Here is a 16,535-nt window from a genome sequence, read left to right on the forward strand (position 1 = left end):
GTCACGCCCTAAGAGCACCCGAGTTGCATCTCGAACTCGAAGGGTCTTTTGTCGCTCCTCGCACTCCGATTGAGGAAATGCTAGCCTGCATTTGGGCTAACATCCTCTTAATTGATCCTTTAGGCATTCACGACAATTTCTTTGAGCTAGGCGGACATTCCTTATTAGCCACTCAAGTGATTTCAAGGGTGCGGGACACCTTGGCCGTCGAATTACCGCTACGCAGTTTGTTTGAAGCTCCCACGATTGCCGAATTAGCCAAGCGGGTTGAGAATTTGCTCAAGAACGGGCACTCACAAGAAGCTCTGCCGCTTCTACCAATTCCAAGGTCAGAGTCCATCCCATTATCCTTCGCTCAAGCCAGGTTGTGGTTCCTTGACCAGTTACAGCCAAACAGTGCATTTTACAACATCCCGCTTGCTTTGCGTCTAAGCGGTCAGCTTAATATAGCGGCGCTACAGAGCAGCATCAACGAAATTATAAGGCGGCATGAAGCTTTACGCACAAACTTCACAATAGTAGAAGGTCAACCCGTTCAGATTATCGCCTCAACCTTGAATTTAAAACTGCTTGTTGTAGACTTGCTTCATCTAAGAGAAAGCGAGCGAGAAATCGAGGCGCAACGATTGGCTACGGTTGAAGCGAATCGACCTTTTAGCCTGGAGCGAGAGCCTTTGCTCCGAGGTACGGTATTACAGCTAGATGAAACAAAATACGTTTTACTGCTCACCATGCACCACATTATTTTTGATGGTTGGTCGCAAGGCGTGTTCATGAGAGAATTAACAGAACTTTACAAAGCCTTCTGCACTGGAAAACTTCCACGTTTACCAGAGTTGCCAGTACAATATGCCGACTTTGCGGTTTGGCAGCGGCAATGGTTACTAGGAGAAATACAGGTTCAGCAGCTTGACTACTGGAAGGAACAACTTAAGAACGCTCCTTCTTTATTAGAATTACCGACAGACCGACCGCGAAAAGCTGTTCAAAATTTCCGGGGAGGACATTACTACGCAGCCCTTGACAAGGAGTTGAGCACAGAACTTACCGCTTATAGCAAGCGAACGGGAGCCACTCTGTTTATGACGCTTTTTGCAGCGTTTGTAACATTACTCTACCGCTTATCAGGTTCCGATGACATCGTAGTGGGTACGCCCGTAGCTGGTCGCAACCGAAGAGAAATTGAAGGGTTAATTGGTTTTTTTGTCAATACTTTAGTGCTGCGAACCAACCTCAGTGGCGACCCCAGTTTTGAGGAGTTACTCGGCAGAGTCAGGGAAGTGGCGCTCGGGGCTTACACGCATCAAGACCTTCCTTTCGAGCAATTGGTAGAGGCATTGCAACTAACACGAGACTTAAGCTATACTCCGCTATGTCAGGTAATGTTTGCCCTCGATGACGCTTTAGTTCCTTCTGTAAAACTGCCTGAGTTAACGGTAAGCTCGTATGCAGTGGAAATCAGCACAGCCAAGTTTGATTTGACCCTATCAATGGAAAATACTGCTGATGGATTGGTAGGAAAATGGCAATACAATGCTGACCTTTTTGATAAGACCACCATCGCTCGCATAGCCGGACATTTCCAGACGTTACTGGAGGGAATCGTAACTAATCCAGAACAGCGGGTTTCACAATTGCCCCCGCTAACAGAGCGAGAGCGACACCAGATATTAGTAGAGTGGAACAACACCACAAAAGAGTATCCCTCTGATAAGTGTATCCACCAGTTGTTTGAGGAACAAGTGGAGCGATCGCCCGATGCTATTGCGGTCCTCTTTGAAGAGGAACAACTGACCTACCGAGAGCTTAACCAACGTGCGAACCAAATAGCACATCACTTAAAAACTCTGGGCGTGGGGCCAGAAGTTTTAGTGGGGATTTGTGTAGAGCGATCGCTCGAAATGGTAGTGGGATTGCTTGGCATCCTCAAGGCTGGTGGTGCTTATGTGCCGCTTGACCCAACGTATCCCTTCGAGCGCCTGTCGTTGATGATAGAAGATGCTCAACCGTCGGTGTTATTAACCCAAGAGCGGTTAGTTGAGGAATTACCGTCTCACTCGGCACAAGTGATTTGTTTAGACTCAGACTGGCAGTCAATTGGCGCTGAGAGTACAGTCGCTCCTGTTAGTGGTGCCACCGCTAATAACTTGGCTTATGTAATTTATACATCTGGCTCTACAGGCAAACCAAAAGGAGTGATGATACCACACCGAGCAATTTGTAATCATATGCTCTGGATGCAAACAGACTTCCCTTTAAGCGAAACAGATAAAGTGCTGCAAAAAACTCCCTTTAGCTTTGATGCTTCAGTTTGGGAATTTTACGCACCCTTGTTAGTTGGAGCGCAATTGGTCATGACTCGACCGGGAGGACATCAAGACAGCGATTATCTGATTCAAACAATAGTCGAGCAAAAAATTACGACTTTACAACTTGTGCCTACCTTGTTGCGAATGCTTTTGGAAAATGATCAAATTAGCATCCGCCAATCTCTGAAAAATGTATTTTGTGGTGGAGAACCTTTAACTGTCGAATTGCAAGAATGCTTCTTTGCCCATCTCAATGCAGAATTGTATAATCTCTATGGTCCTACAGAAACTTGCATTGATGCCACATATTGGACTTGCAAACGTGGGCTGAATCAACAAATAGTACCAATTGGTCGTCCCATAGCCAACACGTCAATCTACATTTTAGACCGCAATCTCCAACCAGTACCTATCGGTGTTCCAGGGGAAGTGCATATTGGCGGTGCTGGTGTTGCCCGTGGGTACCTTAACCACCCAGAGTTAACTCTAGAAAAATTCATTCCCAACCCATATAGCAATAAACCTGGGTCACGCCTGTATAAAACTGGTGATTTAGCCCGTTACCTCCCGGACGGCAACATCGAGTTTCTAGGTCGCCTGGACAACCAGGTCAAGATTCGCGGCTTCCGCATCGAACTTGGAGAAATTGAGGCAGCGCTGGCGCAGAACCCCGGCGTGCGAGAAACTGTGGTTATAGCACGAGAAGATGTTCCAGGTCACAAATATCTGGCAGCTTACATTGTCCCTAACCATGAGGATGCTCTCGCTAGCAGCGACCTGCGCGGTTTTCTCAAGGAAAAACTGCCCGATTACATGATTCCTGGAGTGTTCGTTCACTTGGATGCCCTGCCACTAACCCCCAACGGCAAGGTAGACCGAAAAGCGCTACCAATAACCGGTACAGCACGTCAAGAACTACAAGCACTGGAGGTAGCACCTCGTACAAGAGCTGAAGAAATACTAGCCCAAATCTGGCGTGAGGTTTTTCACCGAGAGATTCAAAGCATCCACGACAACTTCTTTGAACTAGGCGGAGATTCCATTCTCAGCATTCAGATTATTTTTAAAGCGAATCGTGCAGGTCTTCACCTCACTCCCAAACAAATCTTCCAACATCAAACAATTGCCGACTTAGCTGCCGTTGCAACGACTTTCAAAACCTTAAAAGCTTTCCAAGGTTTAGTAACTGGGCCATTACCACTTACACCCATCCAGCACCGATTCTTTGCACAAAATCTCCCCAATCCTCACCACTTCAACCAAGCCTTTCTACTCTTCGTCCCACCTACTCTCAACCCCGACCTGTTACAGCAAGCCTTACAACAATTATTAGTCCATCACGACGCCCTACGCTTGCGGTTTAATCAATCAGAAGGTTGTTGGCAGCAATTTAACGCCTTACCCGATGAGACTGTACCTCTCTCACTTATAGATTTATCCACATTACCAGAAGAAGCACTCTCCCAAACAATTGAATCTACATCCTCCCAATTACAAGCCAGCTTAAACCTCAACTCAGGTCCACTCCTGCGAGTTGCACTTTTCCATCTAGGATATCAAAAACATAAACGCTTGTTGCTAGTTATCCACCACTTAGCCGTCGATGGAGTTTCCTGGCGAATCTTACTAGAAGATTTACAAACAGCTTACCAACAACTCGAATCAGGTAAACCCATTCAACTTCCTCCTAAAACCACCTCTTTCAAACACTGGGCCGAAAAACTCACTGAATACGCCCAGTCGCCAGCCGCTACAAAAGAAATAACGTATTGGTCAAACATTTCCACCTCAAAAATCACCCATCTCCCAGTAGACTGTAAGGGGGGAGCTAACACAAAAGCCTCAGCCCGTAGTGTAAAAGTATCCCTCAACTCTGACGAAACTCGCGCCCTACTCCAAGAATTTCATAAAGCTTACCATACCCAAATCAACGACATATTACTAACAGCTTTAGTACAGGTATTAGCGACTTGGAGCGGGTGTAACTCAATTTTAATTGACTTAGAAGGTCACGGACGAGAAGAAATCTTACCCGATGTAGACTTATCCCGCACAGTTGGTTGGTTTACAACTATCTTCCCCGTGCATTTAGAACTAAAAGCAACAGAAAATCTACCAGAAGCAATCAAGTCTATCAAAGAACAACTTTGTGCCATACCCAACCGAGGCATCGGCTACGGTTTGCTGCGGTATTTGAGTGGGGATGCTGAAATTACCTCTCAACTCTCTTCAAAACTAAAAGCCGAGGTAAGTTTCAACTACCTGGGGCAATTTGATTGGGGAATGCAATCTGATTCTTTCATTAAATTAGCCTCTGAATCAGTTGGTCATGAACACAGCCAGCTAGGACAACGCAGTCATTTGCTACAGGTTAACGGACTCGTAGTAGAAAACCAGTTACAACTGGAATGGACATACAGCGAAAACTTTCACTCCTGGGCCACAATTGAAAGTCTAGCCCAAGATTTTGCAGCCAGCTTGCGAACGTTAATCGCTCATTGTTTATCTGCTGATGCAGGGGACTATACACCTGATGTATTTGAAAATCAGACGATTCATCGCGAAGCTCAACCAATAAACAATGTCCTGCGTCAGGAAAATAACGTTCCTCCACCCCTACATTTATTAGAACTTCCTCTAGAAATCTCTGAGTTACTTCCCCTAGATACAGAATCAGCATATCCTCTTGCCAAAATGCAAGAATTTATGTGGCATCATTACGTGAATGACCATCAAAAAATGGGGGTTTACCATTGTCAGCAATCCTACGATATCTATGATGAAAGCCTCGATATGAATGCCTTTAAGAAGGCTCTCTTAATTCTCGTGCAAAAACATCCCGCTTTGAGAACCGTATTCATCACTTCTAACGAATTCCCAGTGGTTCAGGTAGTCAAAAAGAATCTAAGGTTTTCCATCAATGAGCAAGACATCAGCCACCTCAAATCGGAGGAGCAGTCGAATTATATTGATGCAGTGATGAAGCAAGATAGGCAGAACTTGTTTGACGTTGAAAATCCCAATGAGCCGCTTTTTCGCTTCGGGATTTTTCAGAAAGCCGAGAATAGGTTTGAATTCTTGATGTCAATTCATCATGCAATTACAGATGGTTGGAGCAATATTGAATTTCTCAACGAACTGTACGAAATCTATTCGGCTCTCAAGAAAGGAGAAGAAATAACAGTAGTCCCGGCTGCCAATGTGTACAAGGAATTTGTCGCTTTGGAGAAAGAGATTATTGGCTCACTAGACGCATCTTCTTTCTGGAAGCTTCACCTCAAAGACTATACCTATAAACCCTTGAAACCATTAACCACTTCAGTGGAGCAAGGGGAAGCTGTTACTGAAGAATACAACTTTGAAGAGGAAGTCATTGCTGATGTACGTCAATTGTGTCGAAAATTGAGAGTTTCACCAAAAGCACTTTTCCTGAGTACCTACCTCGACCTGATTGGTACTGTGATGAAATCAAATAGGGTTTGTGTAGGAGTTATCTCAAATGGTAGGACAGAAAGATTATCTGACCCGTTTGGAGCTTTGGGCTTGTTCTGGAATATTGTTCCGCTCTGTCAGCCAACTAAAGAAGATAAAGGCGTACAAATTAAAAATGTGCAGCAATCTCTAATTGATATCGAACCATATGTTAGGTATCCACTTTTGGAAATTTTAGCAGACAAACAAAAAACTGAGTTATTTTTCGCTACGTTTAATTTCGTGAATTTCCATAATGCCAAAAATCTAAAGGCTGACACTGATTTGAAGGTGAATGCTAGAAAGCTTCATGACAAGTTCAACTTCCCTTTAAATTATGCTGTGTCAATGTCGCCAGTTGGAGGAAATGTAAGCCTACGTGTGGAATACGATAAAATGTATTTCAGCCGTCAAGAGATTCGCTCAATGATTGAGAGTTACATTGAAATGATAAGAGCGTGTTTACAAATGTTACCCCGACAATAATTTGTCTGTGTCACCATACCCAATTTTTTTCTGGGTATGGTGAGAACTTGCTGCGTAAGCTTCCGATATTGGCTTAAGAGAATATGTTTCTTGAAAGTTACCTCATTCATCTCTGTATTTCTGATAGCTTTTATTTAATTATGGTAGGAGCTATCATGACTGGCTTATCCCAATAGGGACAACTTTTTGGCGGATTCACGGAAAAGAGTGTTGCACTAATCTCGGTAAAGCCAAGTTTATCTAAAAATTGACTATGATCGGGCGTTAGTTCAGTCATGGCGGAATACTCAGTATACACACCTCCTTTTTTCAGAAGACGATAGGCGTGTTTAACAAAGTCAGTGTGCCAATACTTGTAGTCATTTTCACTCAAAACAGCAGGGTCAAATAAAATTCCGTCAAAACTCTCACTTGGTAGTGAATCAACGACCTCTTGCCACAATCCAAAGATAGGTGTTACTTTGTGTTTTGCTTGCCGCGCAAACTCTTCAAGTTTTCTAAAAACGTCTGAATTGGCTTCTATGATAAAATGCTCTTCAATTTCATGTTGCTGTATGTATCCTGCTGAGATACCAAGACCGAGTCCAACCTCAAGAATAGTTCCTCCTTTGGATGTAGCAATCTTGGCAAGTTCCCTCATTAAAGGCTCTTCCCATCTCTCCATAACTGAACGATTCAGTATTTCCAACCTGTCCTCGCTAATTTTAGCGGGAGCGTCTTTCCAATCACTGGGACGGTTAGGGAATACTCTGTTCTTAAGTTTTTTATTTAAATCATCCTCAGTTAGGATACCCAATTCTACCGAGGATGGTCTTTCATTTTTTTGATTTGGTGATTCTAGTTCCAAGTGTTTTTATTCCTTTTTTGATTTTTTACAACTTCACCGATCATCCTTCAAAGTTCCAGCAACTGCGAGCTTTGGCTGAATAACAGCCATTTTCTATGCCGAAGTTGTTGTAACGGAGTAGCTAAGTTTGAACGCAGCGTTCAAGTTCGTCGATCGCCTTCTGAAAGCGATCGGGTTCAACACCCAAAGCGATGCGGAAATGACCCGGACGATCTAACGCTTCTCCTGGTAATATCAATACCCCAGTTTCTTGCACTAATCGGTAAGCAAAATCTTGACTATTGAGAGTTTTCAAAAAGGGAAAAGCGACCGTTCCTGCTTCCGGATAGACCCAATCTATGAGGTCAGGATTTCGCTCAATCAATTCCCGCAAGCAAGTGGCATTTTTTACAATCCATCCTCGATATTTTGGCAGGATTTTTCGCCAATTTAACAATGAATGTTTAGCCAACATATCATTTATCGCACCAACAGTATGGGTCGTGTAATCTTTAAAATCATGACAGCCTTTGAGAATTTCTGGTGAGCCAATTAACCAACCAATTCGCAAGCCGATAGAGCCAAAACACTTGCCAGTTGAACCCAAAGCAACCACAGAAGGATATCTGCCAAATAATGAGGGAATAAAATCTATTTCTTGTTGATGAGGTAAAAAGCGATAATGCTCATCAGCCAGAATTTCTGCCTGATATTTTTCGGCCAGTTCGCTAAATCCTTGTATTTCTTCCGGGGAATAGACAACTCCTGTGGGATTGTGGGGACTATTTAAGACAATGACTTTAGTTTTATCGTCTACTAATTTTGCTAATTCTGCTAAATTCGGGCGGAATTCTTCTTCCCGTCGCAAAGGTAAGTAACGGACTTCATAACCTAGGTACTTGGGAATTTCATGTAAGATATGAAAAGCTGGAACGGGAACGACTACATTAGCTCCAGGTTCATAGCGAACGTGATAATAAATAAGAATGGCTTCTGTGGTTCCTGCGGTGACTAAAATATCTTCAGGGGTAACGTTTTCGTAAACTGAGGCGATTGCCTCTCTCAAGCCCAAAGAACCGTAGGTATCATTATTTTCCAAACTCAAGCTATAAAATTCCGATTCACATTCTGTCAGCTTGATTAACTCTGCTAACGACAAGTTAGTAACACTACTTTCCCCCAAATTATAGGGAGCTTTTTCATATTCTAACAACCAGGTTTCTAGTAAGGAAGGTTCTATTTTCATCAATTGTGTACCTAAATTTAGAAATCTGTTTCGCGTTGGGAACGAAGAGTGGCGATCGCACTTTGAATTAAACTCGGTACATTATTGGCAGAAATAAATATTCCTCCTGCTTGGCGATCGAATTGAGCATAGTTTTTATCCTGAAGATAAACCTGATGTGCTTTTGGAACATTCCAAAAAGGAATTGCCGGATTCAAATGGTGAACAAGATGATAACTTTCATTGTGCATTCCTGTCAAAAATTTTTCCAGCCAATGACTGTGACGATTGCGAGTCTTGTAGAGATTAATGCTATTGTTCATCAACGGATAATGTTCGCTCATCTCAATAAACCAGCCAATGATTTGGAAGGTAGTTAAATAAGGAACGAGCCAAAATAGCAAAATATACTTGCCCAATCCAAACCCGATGAAAACATATGCTATAACTCCCAGGTAAACAATCATGACAATTGTCTCTTGACGATTGCGCTTGTCCAAGAGCCGATGCTGAATTAAGGAACACAAGTAGCTGGGAACTTTAGCCAACAAAAATGGTAAAACTATGTTGTGGAGCGTAAACTTTTCCACAGATTGAGGTCGAGCATACCATCCTGCTTCAATAGCAAATTTGTAATCTGGATCTAGTTCAATATCGCCGAAATGTCCGTGATGAAATCGCACATGAGATTCTCGATAAGACCCCATTGTTTGTAAAACAAAGTAGCCAGAAAAAAAAGTACCGATCGCAAAATTAAGAAGTTTATTTTTGGCTAAAGTTTTGTGAGACGCTTCGTGGAGAAGCGTCGCCAATGCACGCTGGCGAGACCCAATAATTAAAACTGCCACAGGGTAAAGATACCAGGAAACTGAACAAGTGGCTGCCATCAAAAAAATTATAACATAATCCTCTAGAAGAGCGAGAAAACAATGCCAGTTGTCTAATTTTGATAAAGAAGATATTTCTTTGCAAATCTCATCCTCAAACTGGTAAATTTTACAGTCCATAGTCACTTCTTTGTAATTCCCAGCTTATTTAATAAGTAGAACTGAAGGTCGCTCTCAAACAAAGATGGTAGCTCCCTTAAACAGATACCTAAAGTTAGTCTTGCTACCCATATTCGCGATACTCGTTCAGCATGGGATTGAGATTCCACTGCCTGCTGAGATTAGCACACAACCAGCCCCAAAATTGATTGAGTTTAGCAGAAACGGTAACGTCTGCTTCCTGAAACTCCAAGTAGACAGTCTTGTATCCACAATGCGTGACACGATTCAGAATCCGGGAGAGTAGGGAATTTTTACCCGGAAGCCTGGGTGCTTTGATGTGGCTCGATCGCCCAGATTCACTAATTTCATTATAGGTGAGTTCTGCGATCGGGGGGCGATTAATGTAGAGAGGAGAGTCTAGTAGCAAACAACCCCTAGGAATTGTTGGTTCGCTTTGTGTGGCTGGGGCTTTTAAATTATTTTTTGCCTCTGTATTATTGGTAGAAGTTTGGTATTTCTGCTGCACTCTAAAAAGCCACTCATCATCTTCTATTACCAATTCGTTGCGATCGCAAACCAGTGATAATTGCTCGCTATCCCGTGAGTATGAAGCCTCCACAAAATCAGTAGCAACTGATAACTGATTAGTGGTAGGCAGTAGTGGCGATTCTATTACTTCTACCAAGGAAAAGGTAACAGGTAACTGGTCACTATTGACTGTTTCACCTATCTGGGAGAGCAGATATTGCTTCAGCACTAAAAACAGATTTTTTTTCGTCACCCTCTCCCCTAATGTTTTGGAAAAAGCCTGCCACAACTGAGAGCCAATATCCTTGATATGAGCGATACTATAGGCACAATCGGCTGCCATCTCGCTATAACCGCGTCCGAGCCATGACTGACACAGGATTAAGCGCTCAAGGGAACTCAGTTGCCTAGATAGCAGACTTTGTTCTACAGTGTCCAGAACTTCGTCAACATTCATGTACTAACTCCATTTGAGTAGTATGCACACAGCAAGGAACGCTAAGGATTCTTATGCCCCAAAACCGGCGGTTAATAAAAGAAGGCTTTTATGCAGATAGCAGAGGGCATAAGGACAAGGGCTCAATTACTGTAAGCGTACATTCACCAAAAAACTTCACTATTAATTATTCAGTTGTTTAGCTCAACGAGAAATAGATAAAGTTGGTATGTTTGTGTAAAGTTATATTGCAGTAAGGCGCATATTGCACAAGTAGTTGATTTTGTCAATATACTAAATTGGTCAATTAATCCCCCAACTAGAATCTCAGGTTGGTTCCAACAGGTGTGATGACGGATTACAGATACTCGCGTCACCAGTCGTTTCACCTCTGTTGGGGCGATCGCCCTTTGATCTTCCTTTATTTCAAGGCGATACCTTCGGTAAGCTTCCCTAACGCACCCCCTTCCTCTCAAACCCAATTAATCGGAAAAGTAGGAAAAGTAGGTTTCCTATCAAAAAAAGTAGGTTTCTTATCAAAACATGATAAAGTTTAATCGGTCATGTACTAATCGCAGGAGAATTATCAATGTTAAGTCAATTATTGCAAAAAAAACACACTAAAAATTTTCAGGTTTACGATTTAGATGGAAGTGGCTTTGTAGAATTAGCCGATCTAGAACGTTGTGCCAGGAATATTGCTAAACTGCGTAAATGGGAACCCGATTCATCAGAATTTTTAGAACTAAAAGCAAAATATTTAGCAACTTGGAAAAATTTTTGGCAGCCTGCTGATATTAGTGGGGATAATAAGGTTAGCTTAGAAGAATATCTGAAAGTAGCCGAGACTTCGATTAGTAATTTTTCTAATTCCACCGTACTTCAAGACGCCCACCAGAATAAAGCTAATGTAATATTCGACATTTTGGATGCTAGTAACGATGGTCAAATTAGCCTTACAGAATATAAACAATTTTTTGTAGCTCTTGGTCTGACTCAAAAAGATGCTGAAACAGCTTTTGCTCATTTAGATCGCGACGCTGATGGGCATATTTCACGCGATGAATATCTCCAAGCCTCCCAAGAATTTCATATCAGTGATGATTTGAATGCTTCTGGTAATTGGCTTTACGGTTCTTATGAATAGAGCTCTTGAAGAACTCCCAAAGCCTTTATAATTTATCAAAAATCTTTGAGGTAACGAATATTACCCTCTAACCCTAAAGTTCGTCCAACTTCATCTCGTGGATGTCTATTGGGGAGATCGATCGCACAAATGTCTATCGCCCTCTTCCACCTCTTTCGATGTCCGCAGATAATCTCGTACCCAATTACAGCCATATTCCAGCAGGTCAAGATTGAGTATGCGCGGTAAATTCCAGACAACGAGAGTGTTATCTTCACCAACAGAAGCTAAAAAACTGCCATCAGGTGCGATCGCGCCTGATGGCAAACTAAAGTCCTATGTTTTTGGAGAAGTCTATTGGGGAGAGCCATCATCGCACAAATGCCTGTCCTCCTCCTTCACTTCAGCATTAGTCCGCAGATAATCCCGCACCCAATCACAACCCACTCCAACTACCTTATCTAGCTCTACAGACTGCTCTAAATTCCACAAAATTACCGTTTTGTCCTCAGCAGCCGAAGCCAGAGTTTTGCCGTCAGGAGCGAAAGCTAATCCCTTAACTCCAGCACTATGTCCAATTAAATTTGTGAGGAATGTACCGTCAGACTTCCAGAGTTTAATTATCCCATCATTACTTCCTGTAGCGATCGTCTGACTGTCAGGACTAAATGCTACACTCCAAATCCCAGAATCATGTCCCTGTATAGTATGCAGTAACTTGCCGTCACGACTCCAAAGTTTAGCCGTCTTGTCTTCACTCACTGAAACAATCAATTCGCCATTAGGACTGAAAGCAGCGTTCATAACTGTATTATCATGAGCTTGAATAATCTTGAATAAACTATCCTCACTTTTGACCACTGATTGAGAATCTAGCGTGCGCTTTTGATTCAAAAATGGAGCTAAACGCCAAAACTTTAGTGTCTTGTCGCCACTACTAGATACAAGTGTCGAACCATCGGGACTAAAAGCCACAGCCCAAGTCCCCGCCGTGTGTCCTCTAAAAGTAGCGATTTCGGTGCCATCCTTGCGCCAAAGTCTGACGGTGCGATCGCTACTCGAAGATGCAAGCATCTTACCGTCAGGACTAAAAGCAACTTTCCTAATATCACCCTCATGCCCTTTAAGGCTATGAAGCAATGTACCGTTCGGACTCCAAAGCTTAATCGATTGGTCTGCATTAGCAATAGCAATTGTTTTCCCATCTGGACTGATAGCAACTGAGCTAAAGTGAGGGTTGGAATCATTTAAGCGCCTACTGCTAATCCCATCCTTCCCCCACAAGATAGCCTCCTTTGGACTCGATGAAGCAACTAACTGTCCGTCGGGGCTAAAAGCCACTCCCCAAACTCCAGCCGTATGTCCCCGCAGAACTTCCAGCAAAGGAGTGCGTAATTTCCAGAGTTTCACAGTGCCATCCCAAGATGCAGAGAATAGAGTCTCGCCGTTGGGACTAAATGCAATATCTTTAATGGCACTGTCATGGGCTTTAATGGCATTCAAAGCAGTACCGTCAAAGCTCCAGAATTTTAGCATCTTGTCGTCAGAGCCAGAGACGAGGATCTGCCCATTGCGGCTGAAAGTTAGTGCATTAATTGCAGCCTCGTGTGCGGTGAAACTCCTTAACAAACGACCGTCACGCTGCCACAGTTGCAGCTTGCCCTCTGCATTGCCTGTTGCTAGGAGTTTGCCATCAGGACTAAAGGCAATTGATAAAACAGGAGATTGAATCTCTGAAAGTGTTTTTAGCAATATGCCATCCCGCTGCCAGAGTTTGACAGTGCCGTTCTCAGAAGCCGAGGCAATTAGCTCTCCATCGGGGCTAAAAACTACCTGCGTAACGTTCACGCCATGCCCTATCAGGGTTTTTAGCAATGTGCCATCGCCGCGCCAGAGTTTCAGTGTACCGTCAGCACTGGATGCAACAATCAGTTCTCCGTCAGGACTAAACTTTACTTTGTTAGCTGAAGCTTTAAAGCCTTCCAAAGTTTTCAGCAGAGTACCGTCACGCCGCCAGAGTTTGACGGTTGTGTCTCCGCTTGCTGAAGCAATCAACTGACCGTTGGGGCTGATGTCTACCCCTAAAGCTTGGCCTTTATGTCCTTTGAGGGTCAGAAGCAACCTGCCATCGCGCTGCCAAATTAGGATGCCCTGATGGCAGGCTGCTACAGCAATAATCTCGCCATCCGAACTTACAGCCAATGTGTTATTTACGGCAGGATAACCCGAAAAGCGGTTAGATTCAACAGCTCCATAAATTGACCGTCGCAAAGCTAACTCCACTATTGTTCCTGTCTGCGGGTCGGTTGGGGCTAAGTGTTTGAGTTCTCTTCTAGCCTTCAGCGCTTCAATTAAAGCATCTAACCTTTTATCTAAGGCTAAGAGGGCTTCCGAATATCTAGCCCTGCCTTGAATTTTTTCTATTTCCTCACTGCGTTGGCTAACGAGGGCTTTCTGGTACTGGGAGAAAGCGAAGATTCCGGCTGCGATCGCTCCTGCTAAAGCGATCGAAAGTCCCGCAATCAAATAAGTTTGGCGTTTGGCACTTTTTTTCTTTAGCGCCAGCCTCGCTTCTACTTCTTTCAGACGTTCTGATTCTAAAAATAATTGCAATTCTTGTCTGTCTACTTCTTGGCTAGCTGCTAAAAAATGATAGTCAAAATCGCTTAAACTTTTGCCCTGCGCCCACATTTGAGCGTCTTTTAAAGCTTGTCCGCGCAAGAGGCGGGAATTATCCTGTTGCCCTGAAGCTACCCAAGCATCAAACACCTGCGAGTAAGGACGCAATGCCGCTAATTTTTTTTCGACCCATTGAAGATTAAATACTTGTTTATAGATGGGATTTTTTACCCTTAATATTCCCTCGTATTTAACAACTAAGCCACTAAGTAACAATTCAATCTGTTCTTGAGTATCATCAGTTTTTATTTCAATTCCTTGCAAAATTTTTTGATATATGCCTAGAATTCTACCAGCCCGCTGACCGTTACGTTCAATGCGATCGCGAATCGTTCTCAGGTGTTCCGGTTCATCCTGCGATTCCCAACGCTCAATAATGTGAGTTTTGACCAAGTTCTCAATCCAGAAGGATTCCGTACCTAGTGGAACACTCATCTTGCCACCGTCTTCCATTGTCCGCTGACTCAATTGCACGACTAAATGACACAACTTCTGAGTCAGAAACGGTTGTCCAGCCGTCCAGTCTAAAATCGCCTTCACAACCGATGCAGGTTGTTCCAACGTCTTTTCCAATCCTTGAATTAAGGGAGTTACTTCCTCCCACTCAAACCCTTTTAATTCGATTGCTTGCCCAATATTGAACGGTGTCTTTGTTCTGTCTCGAATTAAATCCGAGGGAGTAGCTACCCCAAAAATCGCAAAGGTAATGCGTTGATATTCGGAGTTGATTGCCCGTTGGTTATAGCAGAAACGAATTAAGGCAAAAAAGTCATCAATTGAAAAGTTAAGACCGAGTAGACTATCGATTTCATCGACAAATATAAATAGCTGTTGTTGAGGAAACTGCACCAGTAGCAACTCTTCAATAAACCACCGCAGACGTTGCAGTAAACCGAGATCGTTGCGTTCTTGCCACCAAGTTTTGAGGTTTAAGGTTTCCATTAGCCCCAACTGTCGCCATAAGTCACCGACGAATCCCTTGTACCATTGCAGCGGAGTAATTTGTTCGCTGCCCACCACACTCAAATCGACAGCAGCGCAGTGAAAGCCGTCTTGCTGGAGGCGATGCTTGGTTCGCACCAGCAGTGAGGATTTGCCCATTTGCCGGGAGTTGAGGACATAGCAGAACTCTCCTCGCTTCAGGGCTTCATACAGTTGGGAGTCGGCTTGTCGCTGTACGTAACTAGGTGCATCAATGGTTAAACTGCCGCCGAGTTGATAGCTATTTTGGGACATAAAAAGCTGATTATTAAAGTCAATATCTTAAAGGTAGAGTAGCATGAAGTTTAACAGCAGTTTGTCGTCGAACCCAGTCTAACGAATCTTCACCTGAAAAGACACTAAGAAAGTCCTTAGTGCTGACGTTTGACCACATCAAGAAGACAGGGGCAGGCATTCCTCCGGCCTCCGGCCTCCTGCCTTTCTTACTCAGGAGTAGAGTTCTCATCGCGACAGAACACTATTTCTAATTCCACACCCGACGTAAATTCAACACAAAACCCGGTAACACGGCTTCACCAGACAACTCAGCAGGATTCTCCAACACTTCCACATTTTTACTCGATCGATAAATTTCCACCCGTCGCTGCTGCGAATCGATTAACCAGCCAAGGAGAGCGCCATTGTCGATATACTCCCTCATCTTGGCTTGCAGGGACTTAAGACTATCTGAGCTAGACCGTAACTCAACCACAAAATCGGGGCAAATAGTAGCAAACGTTCCTTTTTGTTCCGGAGTGAGTGCCGGCCAACGTTCTCGACTCACCTGCATAGGCATCAGGAGAGTGAGTCGCACCATGCCATATATGTCTCTCACATGAGGCGTGCGCGGCAAATCTGTGAAATCGCCCTTGACACAAGTCAGGCACTGAAGTCGCCCAATATCCCTGTTCAGATTGACGATCGAATTAACAATGCATATTTTCTAGTAAAACGCAATATATAAAGTTGGTATCTTTAATATATCAAGTTGGTATCTTTTAACTATGGAATCTTAAATATTGGTAAATTCAATCTAGCCAACTTTGTTATATTGATATGCCTAAAGTTTTATGATTTAATTTTGCTATGGATTAAGAAATTCAGCCGAGGGAAACAACCGCACAGTGGAAAGCTTCCCTTTGAATAAGGTTGAGTCAAGCAAAAAAGTAAATTTGCGTAAGTCCGGATTCCCAGACATCAAAAAGGTAATTTATGAGCAATATCACCGACGTACTACGCGCTTCAGAATTTCAGAAAAAGAACTTAGGTATTTCTGAAACTCCCATGGAAGCATACCTTAACTATAGATATGCACTGCTCACTATTGCTGGAGCAGATTTATTTAGTTAGAGAAAGTTATTATTAGATTAGCGGGCCAGCCATAATAATGATAATGCTGCTCAAAATTTAATAAGAATAAGGGCGGAATAACTATCGAGATAGGCCACAGCTAACAGTTACTTGTTCTCGATTAAATGA

At 43.2% G+C, this 16,535-nt stretch carries 9 protein-coding genes and 1 pseudogene; 3 read left to right on the top strand and 7 right to left on the bottom strand.

Annotation, left to right across the window (positions count from 1 at the left end):
* Positions 1-77: 77 nt before the first annotated feature.
* Entirely contained in the window at positions 78-6,266 is a 6,189-nt protein-coding gene (locus tag QUB35_RS18105) for an amino acid adenylation domain-containing protein (protein WP_445252044.1), read from the top strand.
* Between the two features lie 130 nt (positions 6,267-6,396).
* Here QUB35_RS18105 and QUB35_RS18110 read toward each other — a convergent pair whose 3' ends face one another.
* The 4 genes from QUB35_RS18110 to QUB35_RS18125 all read right to left on the bottom strand — a co-directional run bounded on the left by QUB35_RS18110 (position 6,397) and on the right by QUB35_RS18125 (position 10,291).
* Positions 6,397-7,113 carry a class I SAM-dependent methyltransferase gene (locus QUB35_RS18110; protein WP_333143168.1) on the bottom strand — a complete coding sequence of 239 codons (717 nt, stop codon included), beginning with the start codon at positions 7,111-7,113 and terminating at the stop codon, positions 6,397-6,399.
* 121 nt (positions 7,114-7,234) lie between these two features.
* Complete coding sequence (locus QUB35_RS18115; protein WP_333143169.1) at positions 7,235-8,338, bottom strand: aminotransferase class I/II-fold pyridoxal phosphate-dependent enzyme; 1,104 nt, start codon at positions 8,336-8,338, stop codon at positions 7,235-7,237.
* A 17-nt stretch (positions 8,339-8,355) separates the two neighbouring features.
* The gene (gene gntB / locus QUB35_RS18120) at positions 8,356-9,324 is read right to left on the bottom strand and encodes a guanitoxin biosynthesis L-arginine gamma (S) hydroxylase (protein ID WP_333143170.1); all 969 of its coding nucleotides are present in this window, start codon (positions 9,322-9,324) and stop codon (positions 8,356-8,358) included.
* 103 nt (positions 9,325-9,427) lie between these two features.
* A complete protein-coding gene (locus QUB35_RS18125; protein ID WP_333143171.1) occupies positions 9,428-10,291 on the bottom strand; it encodes an AAA-like domain-containing protein in 864 nt (287 codons plus the stop codon).
* 568 nt (positions 10,292-10,859) lie between these two features.
* Here QUB35_RS18125 and QUB35_RS18130 point away from each other — a divergent pair.
* Complete coding sequence (locus tag QUB35_RS18130) at positions 10,860-11,417, top strand: EF-hand domain-containing protein (protein WP_333143172.1); 558 nt, start codon at positions 10,860-10,862, stop codon at positions 11,415-11,417.
* Positions 11,418-11,522: 105 nt separating this feature from the next.
* Here the strand turns inward: QUB35_RS18130 and QUB35_RS18135 are convergent, their stop codons facing one another.
* The 3 genes and pseudogenes from QUB35_RS18135 to QUB35_RS18145 all read right to left on the bottom strand — a co-directional run.
* Positions 11,523-11,723 (bottom strand): WD40 repeat domain-containing protein, encoded by a 201-nt coding sequence (locus tag QUB35_RS18135; protein WP_333143173.1) that lies wholly within the window; start codon positions 11,721-11,723, stop codon positions 11,523-11,525.
* Positions 11,724-11,750: 27 nt separating this feature from the next.
* Positions 11,751-15,311: a WD40 domain-containing protein gene (locus tag QUB35_RS18140; RefSeq protein WP_333143174.1), complete on the bottom strand. Its 3,561-nt coding sequence runs from the start codon at positions 15,309-15,311 to the stop codon at positions 11,751-11,753.
* 229 nt (positions 15,312-15,540) lie between these two features.
* Positions 15,541-15,874 (bottom strand): annotated as a pseudogene (locus QUB35_RS18145) (Uma2 family endonuclease); the annotation flags it as partial.
* A gap of 394 nt (positions 15,875-16,268) precedes the next feature.
* Between QUB35_RS18145 and QUB35_RS18150 the strand changes: the two are divergent.
* A complete protein-coding gene (locus QUB35_RS18150; protein ID WP_333143175.1) occupies positions 16,269-16,406 on the top strand; it encodes a hypothetical protein in 138 nt (45 codons plus the stop codon).
* Positions 16,407-16,535 lie beyond the last annotated feature (129 nt).

It is taken from the genome of Microcoleus sp. B13-B6 (genome assembly GCF_036705405.1).
Lineage (GTDB): Bacteria > Cyanobacteriota > Cyanobacteriia > Cyanobacteriales > Microcoleaceae > Microcoleus.

Excerpts from the sequence above, each read along its gene's own strand:
- QUB35_RS18105 (WP_445252044.1), top strand. The coding sequence starts at position 78 with ATGCTAGCCTGCATTTGGGCTAACATCCTCTTAATTGATCCTTTAGGC.
- QUB35_RS18115 (WP_333143169.1), bottom strand. The coding sequence starts at position 8,338 with ATGAAAATAGAACCTTCCTTACTAGAAACCTGGTTGTTAGAATATGAA.
- gntB (WP_333143170.1), bottom strand. The coding sequence starts at position 9,324 with ATGGACTGTAAAATTTACCAGTTTGAGGATGAGATTTGCAAAGAAATA.
- QUB35_RS18125 (WP_333143171.1), bottom strand. The coding sequence starts at position 10,291 with ATGAATGTTGACGAAGTTCTGGACACTGTAGAACAAAGTCTGCTATCT.
- QUB35_RS18130 (WP_333143172.1), top strand. The coding sequence starts at position 10,860 with ATGTTAAGTCAATTATTGCAAAAAAAACACACTAAAAATTTTCAGGTT.
- QUB35_RS18140 (WP_333143174.1), bottom strand. The coding sequence starts at position 15,311 with ATGTCCCAAAATAGCTATCAACTCGGCGGCAGTTTAACCATTGATGCA.
- QUB35_RS18150 (WP_333143175.1), top strand. The coding sequence starts at position 16,269 with ATGAGCAATATCACCGACGTACTACGCGCTTCAGAATTTCAGAAAAAG.